The organism is Nocardia yamanashiensis NBRC 100130, assembly GCF_001613325.1.
GTDB lineage: Bacteria > Actinomycetota > Actinomycetes > Mycobacteriales > Mycobacteriaceae > Nocardia > Nocardia yamanashiensis.
In genome coordinates, this window is sequence record NZ_BDCD01000019.1 from 118,061 (window position 1) to 131,825 (window position 13,765).

Consider the following 13,765-nt stretch of genomic DNA (forward strand, 5'->3'; position numbering starts at 1 on the left):
AATCCATTCACACCGCGGGCGGGTTGAGGCGGGCGAAATCGGATAGGCGGTAGTACGGGTAGTACGGGTACGGCGGCGTCACCGCGCTCGCCTTGTCCAAGCGGGCGATCTGCTCGGCATCCAGGTTCCAGCCGATCGAACCCAGGTTCTGCCGCAGCTGTTCCTCGTTGCGCGCGCCCACGATGACCGTCGACACCGTGGGCCGGTTCAGCAGCCAGTTGAGCGCGATCTGCGGCACCGTGCGACCGGTCTCCGCCGCGAGCTCGTCGAGCACATCGACCACGTCGTACAGCACTTCGTCATCGACCGGCGGCCCGGCTTCGGCCGTCTTGTGCAGGCGACTGCCTGCCGGAAGCGGCTGTCCGCGCCGGATCTTGCCGGTGAGCCGCCCCCAGCCGAGCGGGCTCCAGACCACCGCGCCGACACCTTGGTCCTGGGCCAGCGGCATGAGTTCCCATTCGTAGTCCCGGCCGACCAGCGAGTAGTAGACCTGATGCGCGACATAGCGCGGGAAGCCGTGCGCGTCCGCCGCCGCAAGGGATTTCATGAGCTGCCAGCCCGCGAAGTTGGACGCGCCGACGTAGCGGATCTTTCCGGCCCGCACCAGATCGTCCAGTGCCGCAAGCACTTCCTCCACCGGTGTACCGGCGTCGAAGGCGTGCAGCTGGAACAGATCGATGTAATCGGTCCCGAGACGACGCAGCGAACCCTCCACCGCGCGGATCAACCGGGACCGCCCCGACCCGGCGTCGAACGGCCCCGGCCCGGTGGGCAGGGACGCCTTGGTGGACAGGAGCAGATCGTCGCGGCGGCCCCGGATCGCCTCGCCCAGCACCTCTTCCGAAGCCCCGTCCGAATAGACGTCCGCGGTGTCGAACAGCGTCACGCCCGCTTCCAGGCTGATGTCCACCATCCTGCGCGCCGCCTGCGCATCGGTGTCGCCCCAGGCGGAGAAGAGTTCGCCGCGTCCACCGAAGGTGCCCGCGCCGAAGCTCAGCGCCGGCACCAGCAGTCCGGACGCACCCAGCCGACGGTATTCCATGACCAACTCCTAACGGAACTACAGTTTCATTAACAATTCGGACGATACACTCCTCTCGCCGCAAATGAAACTGGAGGCCCGTTATGGATCAGGATTCGGCCGTCCCCGGCTCGATTCGCCCCGGTGGACGCACCGCCCGCGTCCGCGATGCCGTCCTGCGCGCCGCCGGTGACCTGCTCGCCGAACACGGGTTCGCGCGCCTGGATCTGGCCGAGGTGGCGGCCCGCGCCGAGGTCGGCAAGACCACCGTCTACCGGCGCTGGCGCACCCCGGCGGGACTGGTCGCGGATCTGCTGGTGGAGATGGCGGAAACCTCACTGCCGCACAGCGATACCGGCTCGCTGGCCGGTGACCTGCGGGCCAATGCGCGGCTGGTCGCCAAGACGCTGACCGACGACCGGCAGGGGCGGCTCTTCCGCGCCGTCATCGCCGCCGCGACCAGCGACGATACGGCCGCCATCGCACTGCACCGCTTCTACGACACCCGCCTGACCGAATGGTCGCCCTGTGTCGAGGCGGCCATCGCCCGGGGTGAAGTGCCGCCCGGCACCGACCCGCGCGCGGTGCTGTCCGCCGTTTCGGCCCCGCTGTACTACCGGCTGCTCGCCAGCGGCGATCCCATCGACGAGGAAACCGTCACGGGCGCAGCCGAAGCCGCCGCCGTCGCCGCACGGGCGGGCGTGTGGGTTCCGGCCGCGAGCGCCCCGGAATGAGGAAGATCAGTTGTGGCTGGCGGTCCAGTCGGGATCGCGGCCGGTGAGGCCGAGCAGGCGATCGAGCGACGAGGCATTGTCCGGGACCGCGACGACCGGGCCGAACAGGCCGGGGGTGCCCTCGATCGGATTGCCCTTCATCATGTCCAACAGGATGGCGATATCGTCCGAATCCGGCGCGTAGGGCTGCGAGGTCGCCCGCGCCAGATCCCAGCCGTGGATGACCATTTCGTCCAGCGCCACCCCGGCCATTTCCGCGGCGGGCAGCAGCACCCCGCCGGCCTCGGTCTCGCCGACCCAGGCGGCCGGTTCCTGCCAGGCCGCGACCAGCGCCTTGAGCTGGGCGGGAATCACGGTGCGCCAATCGTTTCCGAGCACCGTTTCGACCGCGGTGGGCGCGACCGAGACGCCGACGGATTCCTTGGTGGCGGCCTGCCGGAAAGCCTCGGTCAGCATGGCGACATGGGCCAGCAGCGCGCGCACGTTCGCGCCGGTGGGAGTGGGGAGTTCGAGTTGCTCGTCGGTAATGCCGGTGACCACCGTTTCGAGTGCGATGGCCGCGGGTTCCATATCGAAGGTCGGATGCTGCACGGGATCCTCCCGGTTCAGTAGCGGACGCCGGGGCGGCGGCCTGCTCCCGAATGTGGACTACCCGGTTCGCCGGAAATCATCGCTGTTTTCGGCGAAATGCGATCGCACCGCCCGTTCGCAACCGCATCGTTAGGCCCGTAATCGCCCAAAAGCCCTGGTGGCGAGGAGAATTGATAGATGAAGGGTGATCGAGTGGAGATCGTCATCGACACCGGTGAGGGTTCTCGCAATTACGAAGTAGCCGCCACTCGCGCGGGCCGGCGGGTCGAGGTCCGCATCGCGCGCGGCGTGGTGGAAGTCAGTGAAGTGACCAGGACCGGCAGCGCCGTGCGCATCGCGCGGTTCCTGGCGTCCCGGGTGGTGGCCCTGGTGGAGCATCCGGCTCAGGACACCGCGCTGCCGGACGAGTGAGCCGGGAGGTTGCCTATTCGCCGCGATCGGGGGCATGCTCGAAATATCCGACTGCATTCGGCCCCCGGCCGGCCCGGCAGAGAGGAGTACCCCCGATGACCGATCGCAGCATCGAATCCGTACCCGAAGCCGATTACGTCGAACAGCACACGCCCGCCTACCCCGGCAACGAACCGTATCCGGACGCCGACGCGTATCCCGATCAGGATGTGCTCGCCGATTCCGTCATCGAATCCGACAGTGAGACGGCCCCCTTGCCCGCGGGCGACAGCGGCTGGACCGCGAACGAAGCCGATCTCGTCGAGCAATCGATTCCGGTGCCCCTCGACGACGAATACGACACGGCGAACGGCGAATAGGCCGCGCGCCGGGGCGGACCGGAGCCCCTAGCCCGCGACGCCCGCCCGCACGGTGGCGTGCAGTTCCCGCAGGCTGGAGCGTTCGGTCGCGACCTCCAGCACCCGGATGCCGTGCGCGCCGCCGGTGAGTTCGACGGCCAGCTGCGCGGGATCCACCTGGCGGTGCGGCACCCGGTAGGCGGCGCAGAGCGCAGCCAGATCCATGCCGTGCGGGGTGCCGAACACGCGCTCGAACACGCCCGCGTACTGCGGATCGCCCTGTTCCAGAAGTTCGAAGATGCCGCCGCCGTCGTCATTGGCGACCACGATGGTGAGATCCTCCGGCCGCGGTTCGCCCGGGCCGATGAGCAGGCCGGAAGCATCGTGCAGGAAGGTCAGGTCGCCCATCAGCGCGATGGTGCGGCCGGCATGGGTGAGCGCCGCGCCGACCGCCGCCGAGACGGTGCCGTCGATACCGGCCACGCCGCGATTGGACATGACGCGCACGCCCGGGCGCGGGGTGGAGACCAGGGCGGCATCGCGGACCGGGTTGGACGCGCCGAGCAGCAGTTGATCGCCCTCGCGCAGGGCGTCCATCACCACCGCCGCCACATGCAGACCGGTCGGCTTCGGGTGTCCGGCGAGTTCGTCGCGAACCACCTTGGCGGCCTTGGCATCCAGGTCACGACAGTGTTCGAGCCATTCCGCGCGCGGCGCGCCGTAAGTCACCGCGCGGGTACCGGTGCCCACCACATTGCCCGAGACATCGGGCCAGCGCGGGCCGGTGGTCAGCGCGTACACGGTGACCTCGGGATCGGCGAGCAGCCGCGAGACCGGCCGGTGCAAGGTCGGCCGCCCGGTGATGATGGCCTGCTTGGGCCGCAGCAGCGGCAGCGCGAGCGGATGCAGGGCCGGACCGTGCATGGGCGCGGTCGGCTCGGCCACCGTGGGCAGCGCGGCGAGTTCGGGCCGATGCCCCGCGCCGTGCCCGGAGATGACCACCGTGTCCGGCGTCAGATCGATATCCAGCGGCACATCCAGGGTCGCGTATTGCGTTGCGGTCCACGGGCGGTCGCCGTCGCGCCCGGCGGGCAGCGCCGCGCCCGCGGCATCCGGGACCAGGGGTTCGCGCAGCGGGATGTCGAATTGCACCGGGCCGGCATTGCCGGAGCGGGTGCCGCGCGCGGCGGCCAGCACCCGGCACACCGCCGAACGCCACACGCTGTTCTGCTTGGGGTACAGGTCCGCGGGCTGCTCCGCCTCGGCCAGCCCGAGGCTGATGGCCGCGCGCACCTGGCTGCCGAACAGGCCGAACTGCTCGACCGTCTGGTTCGATCCGGTGCCGAGCATCTCGTACGGCCGGTTGGCGCTGATCACGATGAGCGGGATGCGCGCGTAATTGGCTTCGAGCACCGCGGGCCCGAGATTGGCGACCGCGGTGCCGGAGGTCATGACGACCGGAACCGGGCGGCCCGCGGCCACCGCCAGCCCGATGGCCAGGAATCCCGCGCTGCGCTCGTCGATCCGCATGTGCAGCCGGATCCGCCCGGCCGCGTCGGCGGCCTGTAAGGCGAAGGCCAGCGGCGCATTTCGCGACCCGGGGCACAGGACCACATCGCGCACGCCACCGCGCGCGAGTTCGTCGACGACGACCTGAGCCTGTGCTGTCGAGGGATTCACAACCCCAGCCTCTCAGACAGTCGATCATCGCGCTGCGTCACCCCGCTCACACCCTGGGTGATTGCCCGTCATTCCGGTTCCACACGGTTCTGGTATTAGTTAGGGTTTGCTAACCTAAGCGAATGGCGAAGCGCACCAAGTACCTCAAGCCCGAGCAGCGGGCGATTCTCACTCCCGAAGTGCTGGCGAGCAAGCGGATCAGCCCGAACTTCGTTCGCGTCACACTGGGCGGGGACGGGTTGTCCGGTTTCACCGCAATGGGATTCGACCAGTGGTTCCGGCTGTTCATGCCGGGCAAGGACGGCAATCTGAAACTGCCGACCTCGACCGCCTCCCTCGGCTGGTACGCGCAGTACCTGATGATGGGCAAGGAGCATCGGCCGCTGGTGCGCAACTACACCGTGCGGGACTACCGCGCTGCCGGTTTCGGGGAGTTCGGCAGCACGGCCGAGCTCGATATCGATTTCGCCGTCCACGCCGAGGACAGCCCGGCCGCGGCCTGGGCCAACACCGCCACGCCGGGGTCGAAGGTGGGGCTGCTGGACGAGGGCATCACCTACCAGGCGCCGGAGCACACCGAATGGTCGCTGCTGGTCGGGGACGAGAGCGCGCTGCCCGCCATCGGCGGCATTCTGCGGTCCGCGCCGCGCGAGGTGAAAGGCGCGGCGTTCATCGAGATTCCGAGCGCGGAGGACAAGCAGGAACTGAACGCGCCCGCGGGCGTCGAGGTGAATTGGCTGGTTCGCACCGATGCGGACGGCGAGGCCGGGGCGCTGTGCGCGGATGCGGTGCGGCGGGCCGAGATTCCCGCAAGAGGGGTTTACGCATTCGTGGCCGGCGAGCAGAAGTTGTGCGCGAGCGTGCGGCGCTACCTGGCGCAGGAGCGGGAAATCCCGAAGGCCGACATTGTTTTCACCGGTTACTGGCGAGTCGGTAAAGCCCAGGGGTGAATTGAAAACGGGATCGATCCCAGGGGGATCGATCCCGTGCGCGATCGTGAAAACGATCGTCGCGGAACCGTGTTCGCGACCCCCACCGGGTCGCGAACCGGTCGGTTTTTTAACCGGCGTGACGCTGAATGAGGGCGCCGACACGCGGAAGAGCCTCGGCGACATGCTTCTTCGCCGAACCACGCATCGAGTTGTAGACCTTGGTCAGCGCGGGGCGCGAAGACGACTCGGCACGCGCGTCGGTGACCGCGAGCAGCGCCTCGGCAACCTCGTCCTGCTTGGCGACCAGCAGGTCGGCGAACGAGCCCGAGCCGGAAGCCTGGAACTCGGCCCAGTACGGCTCCAGCTGCGAGACCAGCTTGGGTGCGAACGACTCCAGCGCGTCACCCACGATCGAAGGGCTGACCTTCTTGATCGCGGCGTAGCCGCCCTTCACGGCGAGGCCCGACGCGCCGCCCTTGTCCGACACCTCCTCATCAAGAACCTTCTGAGCGTCGGCGATGAAGGCCGGACGCTTGGCGTCATCGAGCAGGGATTCAGACAGTGCTGCAACCACTTTCAGGTTCCTCCGGATAGTTTTTCGATGAACGAGCGCACGCAACTATACGCACCGGTGACCCCGCACACACGATGCCGTCGCGCGTCTCACTGCCAGGGCAGCAACAGCACTGTAAAGCACCCGCAATCGATTGGCAGCGTTTCACTTTCGGCTCCCGTTTGACCGGCGTTCACTTCCCACACCGCGTGAAGACCGCCGAGCGTCATTCGGGTAACCCCGTCCGCTATCGATCAGCTCCCTTATCGCACGGCCGAAATCCGCGACCGGCGAAATTCCGAGGGAGCGAAATCACCCTGGTGTGGCTGCACCAACACCGACCCCTCAGCAGTATGTTCGGTGCCGTGACCTTCAATTCCGCGCTGTGGCGGCCCGTGCCCGGGTTCGAGAACCTCACAGACATCACGTACCACCGGCACATCGAGCAGGGCACCGTCCGGATCGCCTTCGATCGACCGGAAGTCCGGAACGCCTTCCGGCCGCACACCGTCGACGAGCTGTACAACGCGCTCGATCACGCCCGCATGACCGCCGATGTGGGCGCGGTCCTGCTCACCGGGAACGGGCCCTCGGAGAAGGACGGCGGCTGGGCCTTCTGCTCCGGCGGCGATCAGCGCATTCGTGGGCGCAGCGGGTATCAGTACGCGACCGGCGACACCGCCGACACGGTGGACGTGGCGCGCGCGGGGCGGCTGCACATCCTCGAGGTGCAGCGGCTGATCCGGTTCATGCCGAAGGTGGTCATCGCACTGGTGAACGGCTGGGCGGCGGGCGGCGGGCATTCGCTGCACGTGACCTGCGACCTCACCCTGGCCTCGCGCGAACACGCGCGGTTCAAGCAGACCGACGCCGACGTGGGCTCGTTCGACGCCGGGTACGGCAGCGCCTACCTGGCGAAGATGGTGGGGCAGAAGTTCGCTCGCGAGGTGTTCTTCCTGGGGCGGCCGTACACCGCCGAGGAGATGCACGCGATGGGCGCGGTGAACGCGGTCGTCGATCACGCCGAGCTGGAGGACGTGGCCCTCGAATGGACCGCCGAGATCCTCGGCAAGTCGCCCCAGGCGATTCGCATGCTGAAGTACGCGTTCAACCTCCCCGACGACGGACTGGTCGGTCAGCAGCTGTTCGCCGGCGAGGCCACCCGCCTGGCCTACATGACCGACGAGGCCGTCGAGGGCCGCGACGCCTTCCTCGAAAAGCGCAAGCCGGACTGGAAGCCGTACCCCTGGTACTTCTGACCTCTCCCGGGGCTCTCGGGGGCTTTGCCCCCGAACCCTTTTCCGCTCTGCAAAGCTGGCGGCATGGAGATACTCAGCAGTCGGTTGATCCTGCGTCCGGTCGAGTACGGGCGGACGCTGGAGTTCTATCGAGATGCGCTGGGGCTGGCCATCGCCCGCGAGTACCCCGGGGGGACGGTGTTCTTCGCCGGGCAGGGGCTCATCGAGGTGGCCGGGCACGGCCGCGGTGAGGATGCCCCGGCGGGGTTCTCGGGTGCGATCTGGTTGCAGGTGCGCGACTGTTCGATCGCCGCGACCGAGCTCGCGCTGCGCGGCATTCCGATCGACCGGGCCCCCAAGCAGGAGCCGTGGGGACTGATCGAGATGTGGCTGCGGGATCCGGACGGGGTGCCGATCGTGCTCGTGCAGATCCCCGAGGATCACCCGATTCGCCGGGACAGCCGGGCGAAACCGAACTGAATCTCGTTGCGCGAAAGCCTTAGCAAACTGGTTGGTGTGATTCGCGTCCGGGGGTGTCGGTTAACACGCCGTGAACGGCGTGCCGCAGACTGAACGGTGTGTCTGCCGAACTGCTCGTTCTGCTGATCGTTGTTCTCACGGCCCTGGCGTTCGACTTCACCAACGGATTCCACGACACCGCGAACGCGATGGCCACCTCGATCGCCACCGGTGCGCTCCCGCCGCGTACAGCCGTACTCCTGTCCGGGGCGCTGAATCTCGTCGGCGCCTTCCTCAGCGTCGCGGTCGCCGCCACCGTCGCGGAGGGCATCGTCGACCTCTCCGAAGTCAGCGGGCGGGCACTGCTCGACATCGTCTTCGCGGGACTCGTCGGCGGCATTCTCTGGAATCTGTTCACCTGGCTGCTGGGCCTGCCGTCGAGTTCCTCGCACGCACTGTTCGGCGGCTTGATCGGCGCCACCATCGCGGCGCTGGGCTGGGACGGGGTGATCTGGACCGCGGGCAGCAAGGGCGTGCTCGCGAAGATCATCATTCCGGCGCTGCTGGCCCCGGTGGTGGCGGCGCTGGTCGCGGCCATCGGATCGTGGCTGGTGTACCGGATCACCCGGGGCAGCAACGAGAAGACCGTGGATCGCGGATTCCGGTGGGGGCAGATCGGTTCCGCCTCGCTGGTCTCCCTCGCGCACGGCACCAACGACGCGCAGAAGACCATGGGCATCATCTTCCTGGCGCTCATCGCGCACGGCTCCGCCAAAGCCAGCGATCCGCTGCCGCTGTGGGTGATCGTGTCCTGCGCGGTCGCCATCGCCGCCGGCACCTGCCTCGGCGGCTGGCGCATCATCCGCACGCTCGGCAAGGGCCTGGTCGACATCGCCCCGCCGCAGGGCTTCGCGGCCGAATCCACCTCGGCGGCGATCATTCTCACCTCCGCGCACTTCGGCCTGCCGCTGTCCACCACCCAGACCGTGACCGGATCCATCCTCGGCTCGGGCATCGGGCGCGGCGCGGAAGTGCGCTGGGCGGTGCTCGGGCGCATGGTGGTGGCCTGGGTGCTGACGCTGCCGCTGGCCGGCGTGGTGGGCGCGCTGTGCTGGGCGCTGCTGCACGGAATCGGCGGGCTCGCGGGCGTATTGGTGGTGTTCGCGCTGCTCATCGCCATGGCGGGAATGATCTGGATCCGCTCGCAGCGCACCGCGGTCAACTCGCACAACGTCAATGACGAGTGGCGGGGCGAGACGCCCGGCGACTCCGGTCCGGCCGGCGGTTCGGGTCCGGCGGGCGGCTCCGGCACGCCGGTGCGGCCGGACGGCGGCGCGATCAGCAACGGAATCGGTTAGGGGCCACGATCATGCACACGCTCATGAACAACCTCACCGATCTGTGGCAGGTCACGCTGGCCGCGCTGCTCTTCGGCGCGGGCCTGCCCACCATCTTCGCGCTCGGGATTCGCTATCGCGCGCAGGTGGATTCGGGCGTCACCGGCGGCACCCGCTCGATCGCGCTGGCCGTGTCCTCGATCTGCTTCGCCGTGGTCATGATCGCGGTGGTGGTGGGTGTGCTCTTCATCGCACGCGCATTCCTCGCCTCCCGACTGGGTATCCATCTGCTCGGCGCGTGACGCCGCCGTACCGAAAGGCACGCTGATGAGCACTCCCGAACAGCCGAACGCCCCCGATTCGCCCGAGCCCGCGCGCCCGGCCGAACCGGCGCGGCCGTCGCTGCCGCTGGCCGGTGTTCCGCAGAAGGTCCTGAACTGGCTCAAAGCCGGATATCCGCAGGGCATTCCGCAATCGGACTATGTGGCGCTGCTCGCGGTGCTGCACCGGCGGCTCACCGACTACGAGGTGCATCTCATCGTGGAGGAGCTGGTGCGCGAACGCGTCGCCAGCTCGGAGATCGAGCGCACCGACATCGAGGCCGCCATCGCCCGAGTTGCCAAGGAGCAGCCCGGCGAGGACGATATCGCTCGGGTGGCCTCCCGGCTGGCAGCCGGTGGCTGGCCGCTGGCGACACCGACGTCCGACTGACCGACCGACCACCATCGACCCCGGGCGCCGAACCCCCTCTCGCGCGCCGCCCTCCATCGAAATGGCACGATCGCGAACGTGAGCAATACCCTCCGCACCCTCCCCATGCCCACCGGCTCAGGCGTCGGTGACGTATTGCCGCACCTGCGGGAAGCCCTGGAGGGCAACGGCCCCGCCTGGCTGCCCATCCCCACCACCGACCGCCGTGAGGCGCAACGACTCTCGAGTTCGCTGCGGCCCGGCGAGTCCATCGACGACGAGGTGGCGCTGGTGGTGACCACCTCCGGGACCACCGGAATTCCCAAGGGCGCCATGCTCTCCGCGGCCGCGCTGCGGGCCAGCGGCGATGCCACGCACGAGCGGCTCGGCGGGCCCGGGCAGTGGCTGCTGGCGTTGCCGACCCATCACATCGCGGGCATTCAGGTGCTGCTGCGCAGCATTCTGGCCGGGACCGAACCGGCCGTGCTGGATGTGTCCGGCGGGTTCCTGCCCGAAGGGCTGGCCAGTGCGATCGCCGGGATGCGGGGGCCGCGCAAGTACACCTCGCTGGTGCCGACGCAGCTGATCAAAGCCCTGGACGAGCCGATCGGGCGGGAAGCGCTCGCGGGTTTGGACGCCGTGCTGGTCGGCGGGGCCGCCACGCCCGCACCGGTGCTGGCGCGCGCCCGCGAGGCCGGGATCAATGTGGTCCGCACCTACGGGATGAGCGAAACCTGCGGCGGCTGCGTGTACGACGGAGTACCGCTGACGGGCACCGAGGTTCGCATCGATGACGGACGCGTCCTGCTCGGCGGTGCGACCCTGGCCAAGGGCTACCGCAACCAGCCCGATCACGCCGCGTTCGCCGAACCCGGCTGGTTCCGCACCGAGGACGCGGGCTTCCTCGAAGACGGTGTGCTCACCGTCACCGGCCGCCTCGACGAGGCGATCATGACCGGCGGCCTGCTGGTCATCCCCCAGGTGGTCGAAGCCGTGCTGATCACCCACCCCGCGGTCTCCGAAGTGGTCGTCCTCGGCCTCCCCGACGCCCGCCTGGGCCAGCGCGTCGCCACCGCCATCGTCCCCGTGGCCGGAGTCACCCCGCCCACCCTCGACGAACTCCGCGACCACGTCGTAGCCGAACTCGACGCCATCGCCGCCCCCCGCGAACTGGCGATCCTCGACGAACTCCCCCTCCGCGGCCCCGGCAAACCCGACCGCACCAAACTCCGCGAACACCTCCTCGCGGGGTCCCCGCACTGAGAGTGAGACAACTCTCGTAGCTCTCAGGGGCAAGCCCCTGAAACCCCATGAGAGAAGGGGGTCCGGGGGCTTTGCCCCCGCCTATTCTCTTCGCCCCGACCGGGGCGACAGGGCGTGCAAGCGGGCTTGCGCCGGTCACGCAATCGCCGTGCAAGGGCGGTGAAAGTCTCGCACCGCAGAGTTCTCGGCATGACTTCTTACACCTCTGCTGAGACGCTCGCCATCGAGGCGGACGGCCTGGTCAAGGTCTTCGGGGAGCAGCGGGCCGTCGACGGCGTCAGTCTCGCGGTTCCGCGGGGGGCTGTGTACGGCGTGCTCGGCCCCAACGGCGCTGGCAAGACCACGACCATTCGCATGCTGGCCACGCTGCTGCGGCCCGACGGCGGCAGCGCGCGGATCTTCGGGCGCGATGTGCTGACCGAACCGACCGCGGTGCGCTCGCTGATCGGCGTGACCGGTCAGTACGCCTCCGTCGACGAGAAACTGTCCGCCACCGAGAACCTGGTGATCTTCTCCCGCCTGCTCGGCCTGTCCAAGGCCGATTCCCGGCGCAAGTCGGCCGAACTGCTGGAGGAGTTCGGGCTCACCGAGGCGGCCGACAAGCCGCTGGAGAACTTCTCCGGCGGTATGCGCCGCCGGCTCGACCTGGCCGCCAGCCTGATCTCGCGCCCGCCGCTGCTGTTCCTGGACGAACCCACCACCGGCCTGGACCCGCGCACCCGCGCCCAGATGTGGGACACCATCCGCCGCCTGGTGCGCGAGGGCTCCACCGTCCTGCTCACCACCCAGTACCTGGACGAGGCCGACCAGCTGGCCGACCGGATCGCGGTCATCGATCGCGGCAAGGTCATCGCCGACGGCACCTCGAACGAACTCAAAGCGTCCGTGGGCCTTTCGGCCCTGCAGCTCACGCTGGCCGATCGCGCCCAGATCGAACAGGCGCGAATCCTGGTGGGCGAGTTCCTCTCCCGCGCCGAGGGCCGCATCGTCGAAGCGACGGTCAGCCCCGAGGCCGGTCGGATCACCGCCCCACTGCCCGACCCCTCCATCACCACCGACATCCTGATCCGCTTGCGCGAGCACGACATCCGGATCGACGAGATCAATGTCGCCAAGCCCTCCCTGGACGAAGTGTTCTTCGCACTCACCGGGCACGGCGCCGACGACGAGACCGACAGCACCGAACGGAGCGCGGCATGACCACCACCCTCGACAAACCCGCCGGACGGCACGCCGCCGACCGGACCCCGATTCCCGAGGTCAGCAATCACGTTCCGCTCAAGCAGACGGTCGCGAACTCGCTCACCATGGCCTACCGGGGCATCCTCAAGATCAAGCACAATCCGGAGCAGCTGTTCGACGTCACCGTGCAGCCCATCCTGTTCACCGCCCTGTTCGCCTATATCTTCGGCGGCGCGATCGGCGGCAATGTGCACGACTACCTGCCCATCCTGATCCCCGGCATCCTGGTCCAGACCGTGGTGCTGACCTCGGTCGTCACCGGCACCCAGCTGCGCGAGGACATGGACAAGGGCGTGTTCGACCGCTTCAAATCGCTGCCCATCGCCCGTATCTCGGCGCTCGCCGGGGCGTTGATCGCCGATATGGTGCGGTACGGGCTGGCCACCACGCTGACCATCGCCATGGGCCTGGTCCTGGGCTACCGGCCGCAGGGCGGCGTGCTGGCCGTACTGGTCGCCGGCCTGGTCGTGGTGTTCTGCTCCTTCGCCATCAGCTGGATCTGGGCGCTCATCGGCATCACCGGCAAGAGCGCGCCCGCGGTGCAGGGCATGTCGATGATGATCATGTTCCCGCTCACCTTCATGTCCGGCGCGTTCGCCGCGGTCTCCACCATGCCGGGCTGGCTGCAGGGCATCAACAAGGTCAACCCGATCTACTACATGGTCAATACCGCCCGCGATCTGATGAACGGCGGTGTGTACAGCACCGACCTGCTCTGGTCGCTGGTCGGCTCGATCGTGGTGATCGCGATCTTCGCCCCGCTCGCGGTGCGCGCCTACATGCGCCGCGCCTGAGCGAGCACGCTCGACAATCGCAAAACGCCCGTCCACCGCGAAATCGGTGAGCGGGCGTTCTGTTATGGTCGGTCCGGTGAATTCCGCGACCGCCCCGCTACGCCGAAAGTCCTTTCGGCTGCGCTGCGCTGTGCTGGTGACCGGAATTCTCACCGTGTTCGGGCTGCTGGTCGCGGTGGCGGAATGGGGTTCCACCCAACAGGTTTCGATTGCCTCCAAGGAATACGCGGTGGCCTCCGGGCTGTCGCACGTGACGCTCGGCACGACGCCGGTCTGCGGTAAGCGCGATCCCGGCGCGGCCGATCCCATCGCCCCGCTGGCCGCTCCCCCACGCGCGGCCGCCGACCAGCTCATCACCCCGGTCACCGGGCTGATTCCGGAATTCACACCGGAGCAGCGACTTTCGATCGACGCCCGGCCGCGCGCGCCCGCCGTGCCGGTGCCGGCTCCCCATCTGACGACGGTGCTGATCATTTAGATGA

General features: G+C 68.6%; 17 protein-coding genes. 13 read left to right on the plus strand and 4 right to left on the minus strand.

The features are described 5' to 3' along the window. Nucleotides 1-7 precede the first annotated feature (7 nt). Entirely contained in the window at nucleotides 8-1,042 is a 1,035-nt protein-coding gene (locus NY1_RS22115; protein WP_067716969.1) for an aldo/keto reductase, read from the minus strand. A gap of 83 nt (nucleotides 1,043-1,125) precedes the next feature. On the opposite strand from NY1_RS22115, the gene NY1_RS22120 reads away from it, so the two are divergent. After that, on the plus strand, nucleotides 1,126-1,755 hold the full coding sequence (locus NY1_RS22120; RefSeq protein ID WP_067716542.1) for a TetR/AcrR family transcriptional regulator: 630 nt from the start codon (nucleotides 1,126-1,128) through the stop codon (nucleotides 1,753-1,755). A gap of 6 nt (nucleotides 1,756-1,761) precedes the next feature. Here NY1_RS22120 and NY1_RS22125 read toward each other — a convergent pair whose 3' ends face one another. Next, nucleotides 1,762-2,346, minus strand: a complete 585-nt coding sequence (locus NY1_RS22125; RefSeq protein ID WP_233434431.1) for a TIGR03086 family metal-binding protein — start codon at nucleotides 2,344-2,346, stop codon at nucleotides 1,762-1,764. Between the two features lie 177 nt (nucleotides 2,347-2,523). Between NY1_RS22125 and NY1_RS22130 the strand changes: the two genes are divergently transcribed. Together NY1_RS22130 and NY1_RS22135 are read left to right on the plus strand one after the other, a co-directional pair. Next, nucleotides 2,524-2,757 (plus strand): DUF8836 family protein, encoded by a 234-nt coding sequence (locus NY1_RS22130; RefSeq protein ID WP_067716545.1) that lies wholly within the window; start codon nucleotides 2,524-2,526, stop codon nucleotides 2,755-2,757. Nucleotides 2,758-2,852: 95 nt separating this feature from the next. After that, on the plus strand, nucleotides 2,853-3,116 hold the full coding sequence (locus tag NY1_RS22135) for an Rv3202a family protein (protein ID WP_067716548.1): 264 nt from the start codon (nucleotides 2,853-2,855) through the stop codon (nucleotides 3,114-3,116). 27 nt (nucleotides 3,117-3,143) lie between these two features. On the opposite strand, the gene menD is transcribed toward NY1_RS22135, so the two are convergent. Further along, nucleotides 3,144-4,775, minus strand: a complete 1,632-nt coding sequence (menD, locus tag NY1_RS22140) for a 2-succinyl-5-enolpyruvyl-6-hydroxy-3-cyclohexene-1-carboxylic-acid synthase (protein ID WP_067716551.1) — start codon at nucleotides 4,773-4,775, stop codon at nucleotides 3,144-3,146. A 122-nt stretch (nucleotides 4,776-4,897) separates the two neighbouring features. Between menD and NY1_RS22145 the strand changes: the two genes are divergently transcribed. After that, nucleotides 4,898-5,725 (plus strand): siderophore-interacting protein, encoded by an 828-nt coding sequence (locus NY1_RS22145; protein WP_067716552.1) that lies wholly within the window; start codon nucleotides 4,898-4,900, stop codon nucleotides 5,723-5,725. A 109-nt stretch (nucleotides 5,726-5,834) separates the two neighbouring features. On the opposite strand, the gene NY1_RS22150 is transcribed toward NY1_RS22145, so the two are convergent. Then, a complete protein-coding gene (locus tag NY1_RS22150) occupies nucleotides 5,835-6,281 on the minus strand; it encodes a DUF6918 family protein (RefSeq protein ID WP_067716555.1) in 447 nt (148 codons plus the stop codon). Between the two features lie 344 nt (nucleotides 6,282-6,625). On the opposite strand from NY1_RS22150, the gene NY1_RS22155 reads away from it, so the two are divergent. From NY1_RS22155 to NY1_RS22195, 9 genes are all read left to right on the plus strand, one after another. After that, nucleotides 6,626-7,519 carry a 1,4-dihydroxy-2-naphthoyl-CoA synthase gene (locus tag NY1_RS22155; RefSeq protein WP_067716974.1) on the plus strand — a complete coding sequence of 298 codons (894 nt, stop codon included), beginning with the start codon at nucleotides 6,626-6,628 and terminating at the stop codon, nucleotides 7,517-7,519. Nucleotides 7,520-7,582: 63 nt separating this feature from the next. Then, nucleotides 7,583-7,978 (plus strand): VOC family protein, encoded by a 396-nt coding sequence (locus NY1_RS22160; protein WP_067716557.1) that lies wholly within the window; start codon nucleotides 7,583-7,585, stop codon nucleotides 7,976-7,978. A gap of 98 nt (nucleotides 7,979-8,076) precedes the next feature. Next, nucleotides 8,077-9,315, plus strand: a complete 1,239-nt coding sequence (locus tag NY1_RS22165; RefSeq protein ID WP_084535214.1) for an inorganic phosphate transporter — start codon at nucleotides 8,077-8,079, stop codon at nucleotides 9,313-9,315. A gap of 11 nt (nucleotides 9,316-9,326) precedes the next feature. After that, the gene (locus NY1_RS22170) at nucleotides 9,327-9,596 is read left to right on the plus strand and encodes a hypothetical protein (protein WP_067716560.1); all 270 of its coding nucleotides are present in this window, start codon (nucleotides 9,327-9,329) and stop codon (nucleotides 9,594-9,596) included. A 25-nt stretch (nucleotides 9,597-9,621) separates the two neighbouring features. After that, nucleotides 9,622-10,005 carry a DUF3349 domain-containing protein gene (locus NY1_RS22175; RefSeq protein WP_084535215.1) on the plus strand — a complete coding sequence of 128 codons (384 nt, stop codon included), beginning with the start codon at nucleotides 9,622-9,624 and terminating at the stop codon, nucleotides 10,003-10,005. 105 nt (nucleotides 10,006-10,110) lie between these two features. Further along, on the plus strand, nucleotides 10,111-11,247 hold the full coding sequence (gene menE / locus NY1_RS22180; protein WP_067716563.1) for an o-succinylbenzoate--CoA ligase: 1,137 nt from the start codon (nucleotides 10,111-10,113) through the stop codon (nucleotides 11,245-11,247). A 189-nt stretch (nucleotides 11,248-11,436) separates the two neighbouring features. Continuing rightward, nucleotides 11,437-12,447 (plus strand): ATP-binding cassette domain-containing protein, encoded by a 1,011-nt coding sequence (locus tag NY1_RS22185; RefSeq protein WP_067716565.1) that lies wholly within the window; start codon nucleotides 11,437-11,439, stop codon nucleotides 12,445-12,447. Next, nucleotides 12,444-13,283 (plus strand): ABC transporter permease, encoded by an 840-nt coding sequence (locus NY1_RS22190; RefSeq protein WP_067716568.1) that lies wholly within the window; start codon nucleotides 12,444-12,446, stop codon nucleotides 13,281-13,283. Before NY1_RS22185 ends, NY1_RS22190 begins: the two co-directional genes overlap by 4 nt. Before the next feature lie 76 nt (nucleotides 13,284-13,359). Then, a complete protein-coding gene (locus NY1_RS22195) occupies nucleotides 13,360-13,761 on the plus strand; it encodes a hypothetical protein (protein ID WP_157762425.1) in 402 nt (133 codons plus the stop codon). Nucleotides 13,762-13,765 lie beyond the last annotated feature (4 nt).

Excerpts from the sequence above, each read along its gene's own strand:
- NY1_RS22135 (WP_067716548.1), top strand. The coding sequence starts at position 2,853 with ATGACCGATCGCAGCATCGAATCCGTACCCGAAGCCGATTACGTCGAA.
- NY1_RS22145 (WP_067716552.1), top strand. The coding sequence starts at position 4,898 with ATGGCGAAGCGCACCAAGTACCTCAAGCCCGAGCAGCGGGCGATTCTC.
- menE (WP_067716563.1), top strand. The coding sequence starts at position 10,111 with ATGCCCACCGGCTCAGGCGTCGGTGACGTATTGCCGCACCTGCGGGAA.
- NY1_RS22160 (WP_067716557.1), top strand. The coding sequence starts at position 7,583 with ATGGAGATACTCAGCAGTCGGTTGATCCTGCGTCCGGTCGAGTACGGG.
- NY1_RS22190 (WP_067716568.1), top strand. The coding sequence starts at position 12,444 with ATGACCACCACCCTCGACAAACCCGCCGGACGGCACGCCGCCGACCGG.
- NY1_RS22130 (WP_067716545.1), top strand. The coding sequence starts at position 2,524 with ATGAAGGGTGATCGAGTGGAGATCGTCATCGACACCGGTGAGGGTTCT.
- NY1_RS22170 (WP_067716560.1), top strand. The coding sequence starts at position 9,327 with ATGCACACGCTCATGAACAACCTCACCGATCTGTGGCAGGTCACGCTG.
- NY1_RS22175 (WP_084535215.1), top strand. The coding sequence starts at position 9,622 with ATGAGCACTCCCGAACAGCCGAACGCCCCCGATTCGCCCGAGCCCGCG.
- NY1_RS22120 (WP_067716542.1), top strand. The coding sequence starts at position 1,126 with ATGGATCAGGATTCGGCCGTCCCCGGCTCGATTCGCCCCGGTGGACGC.
- NY1_RS22115 (WP_067716969.1), bottom strand. The coding sequence starts at position 1,042 with ATGGAATACCGTCGGCTGGGTGCGTCCGGACTGCTGGTGCCGGCGCTG.
- NY1_RS22185 (WP_067716565.1), top strand. The coding sequence starts at position 11,437 with ATGACTTCTTACACCTCTGCTGAGACGCTCGCCATCGAGGCGGACGGC.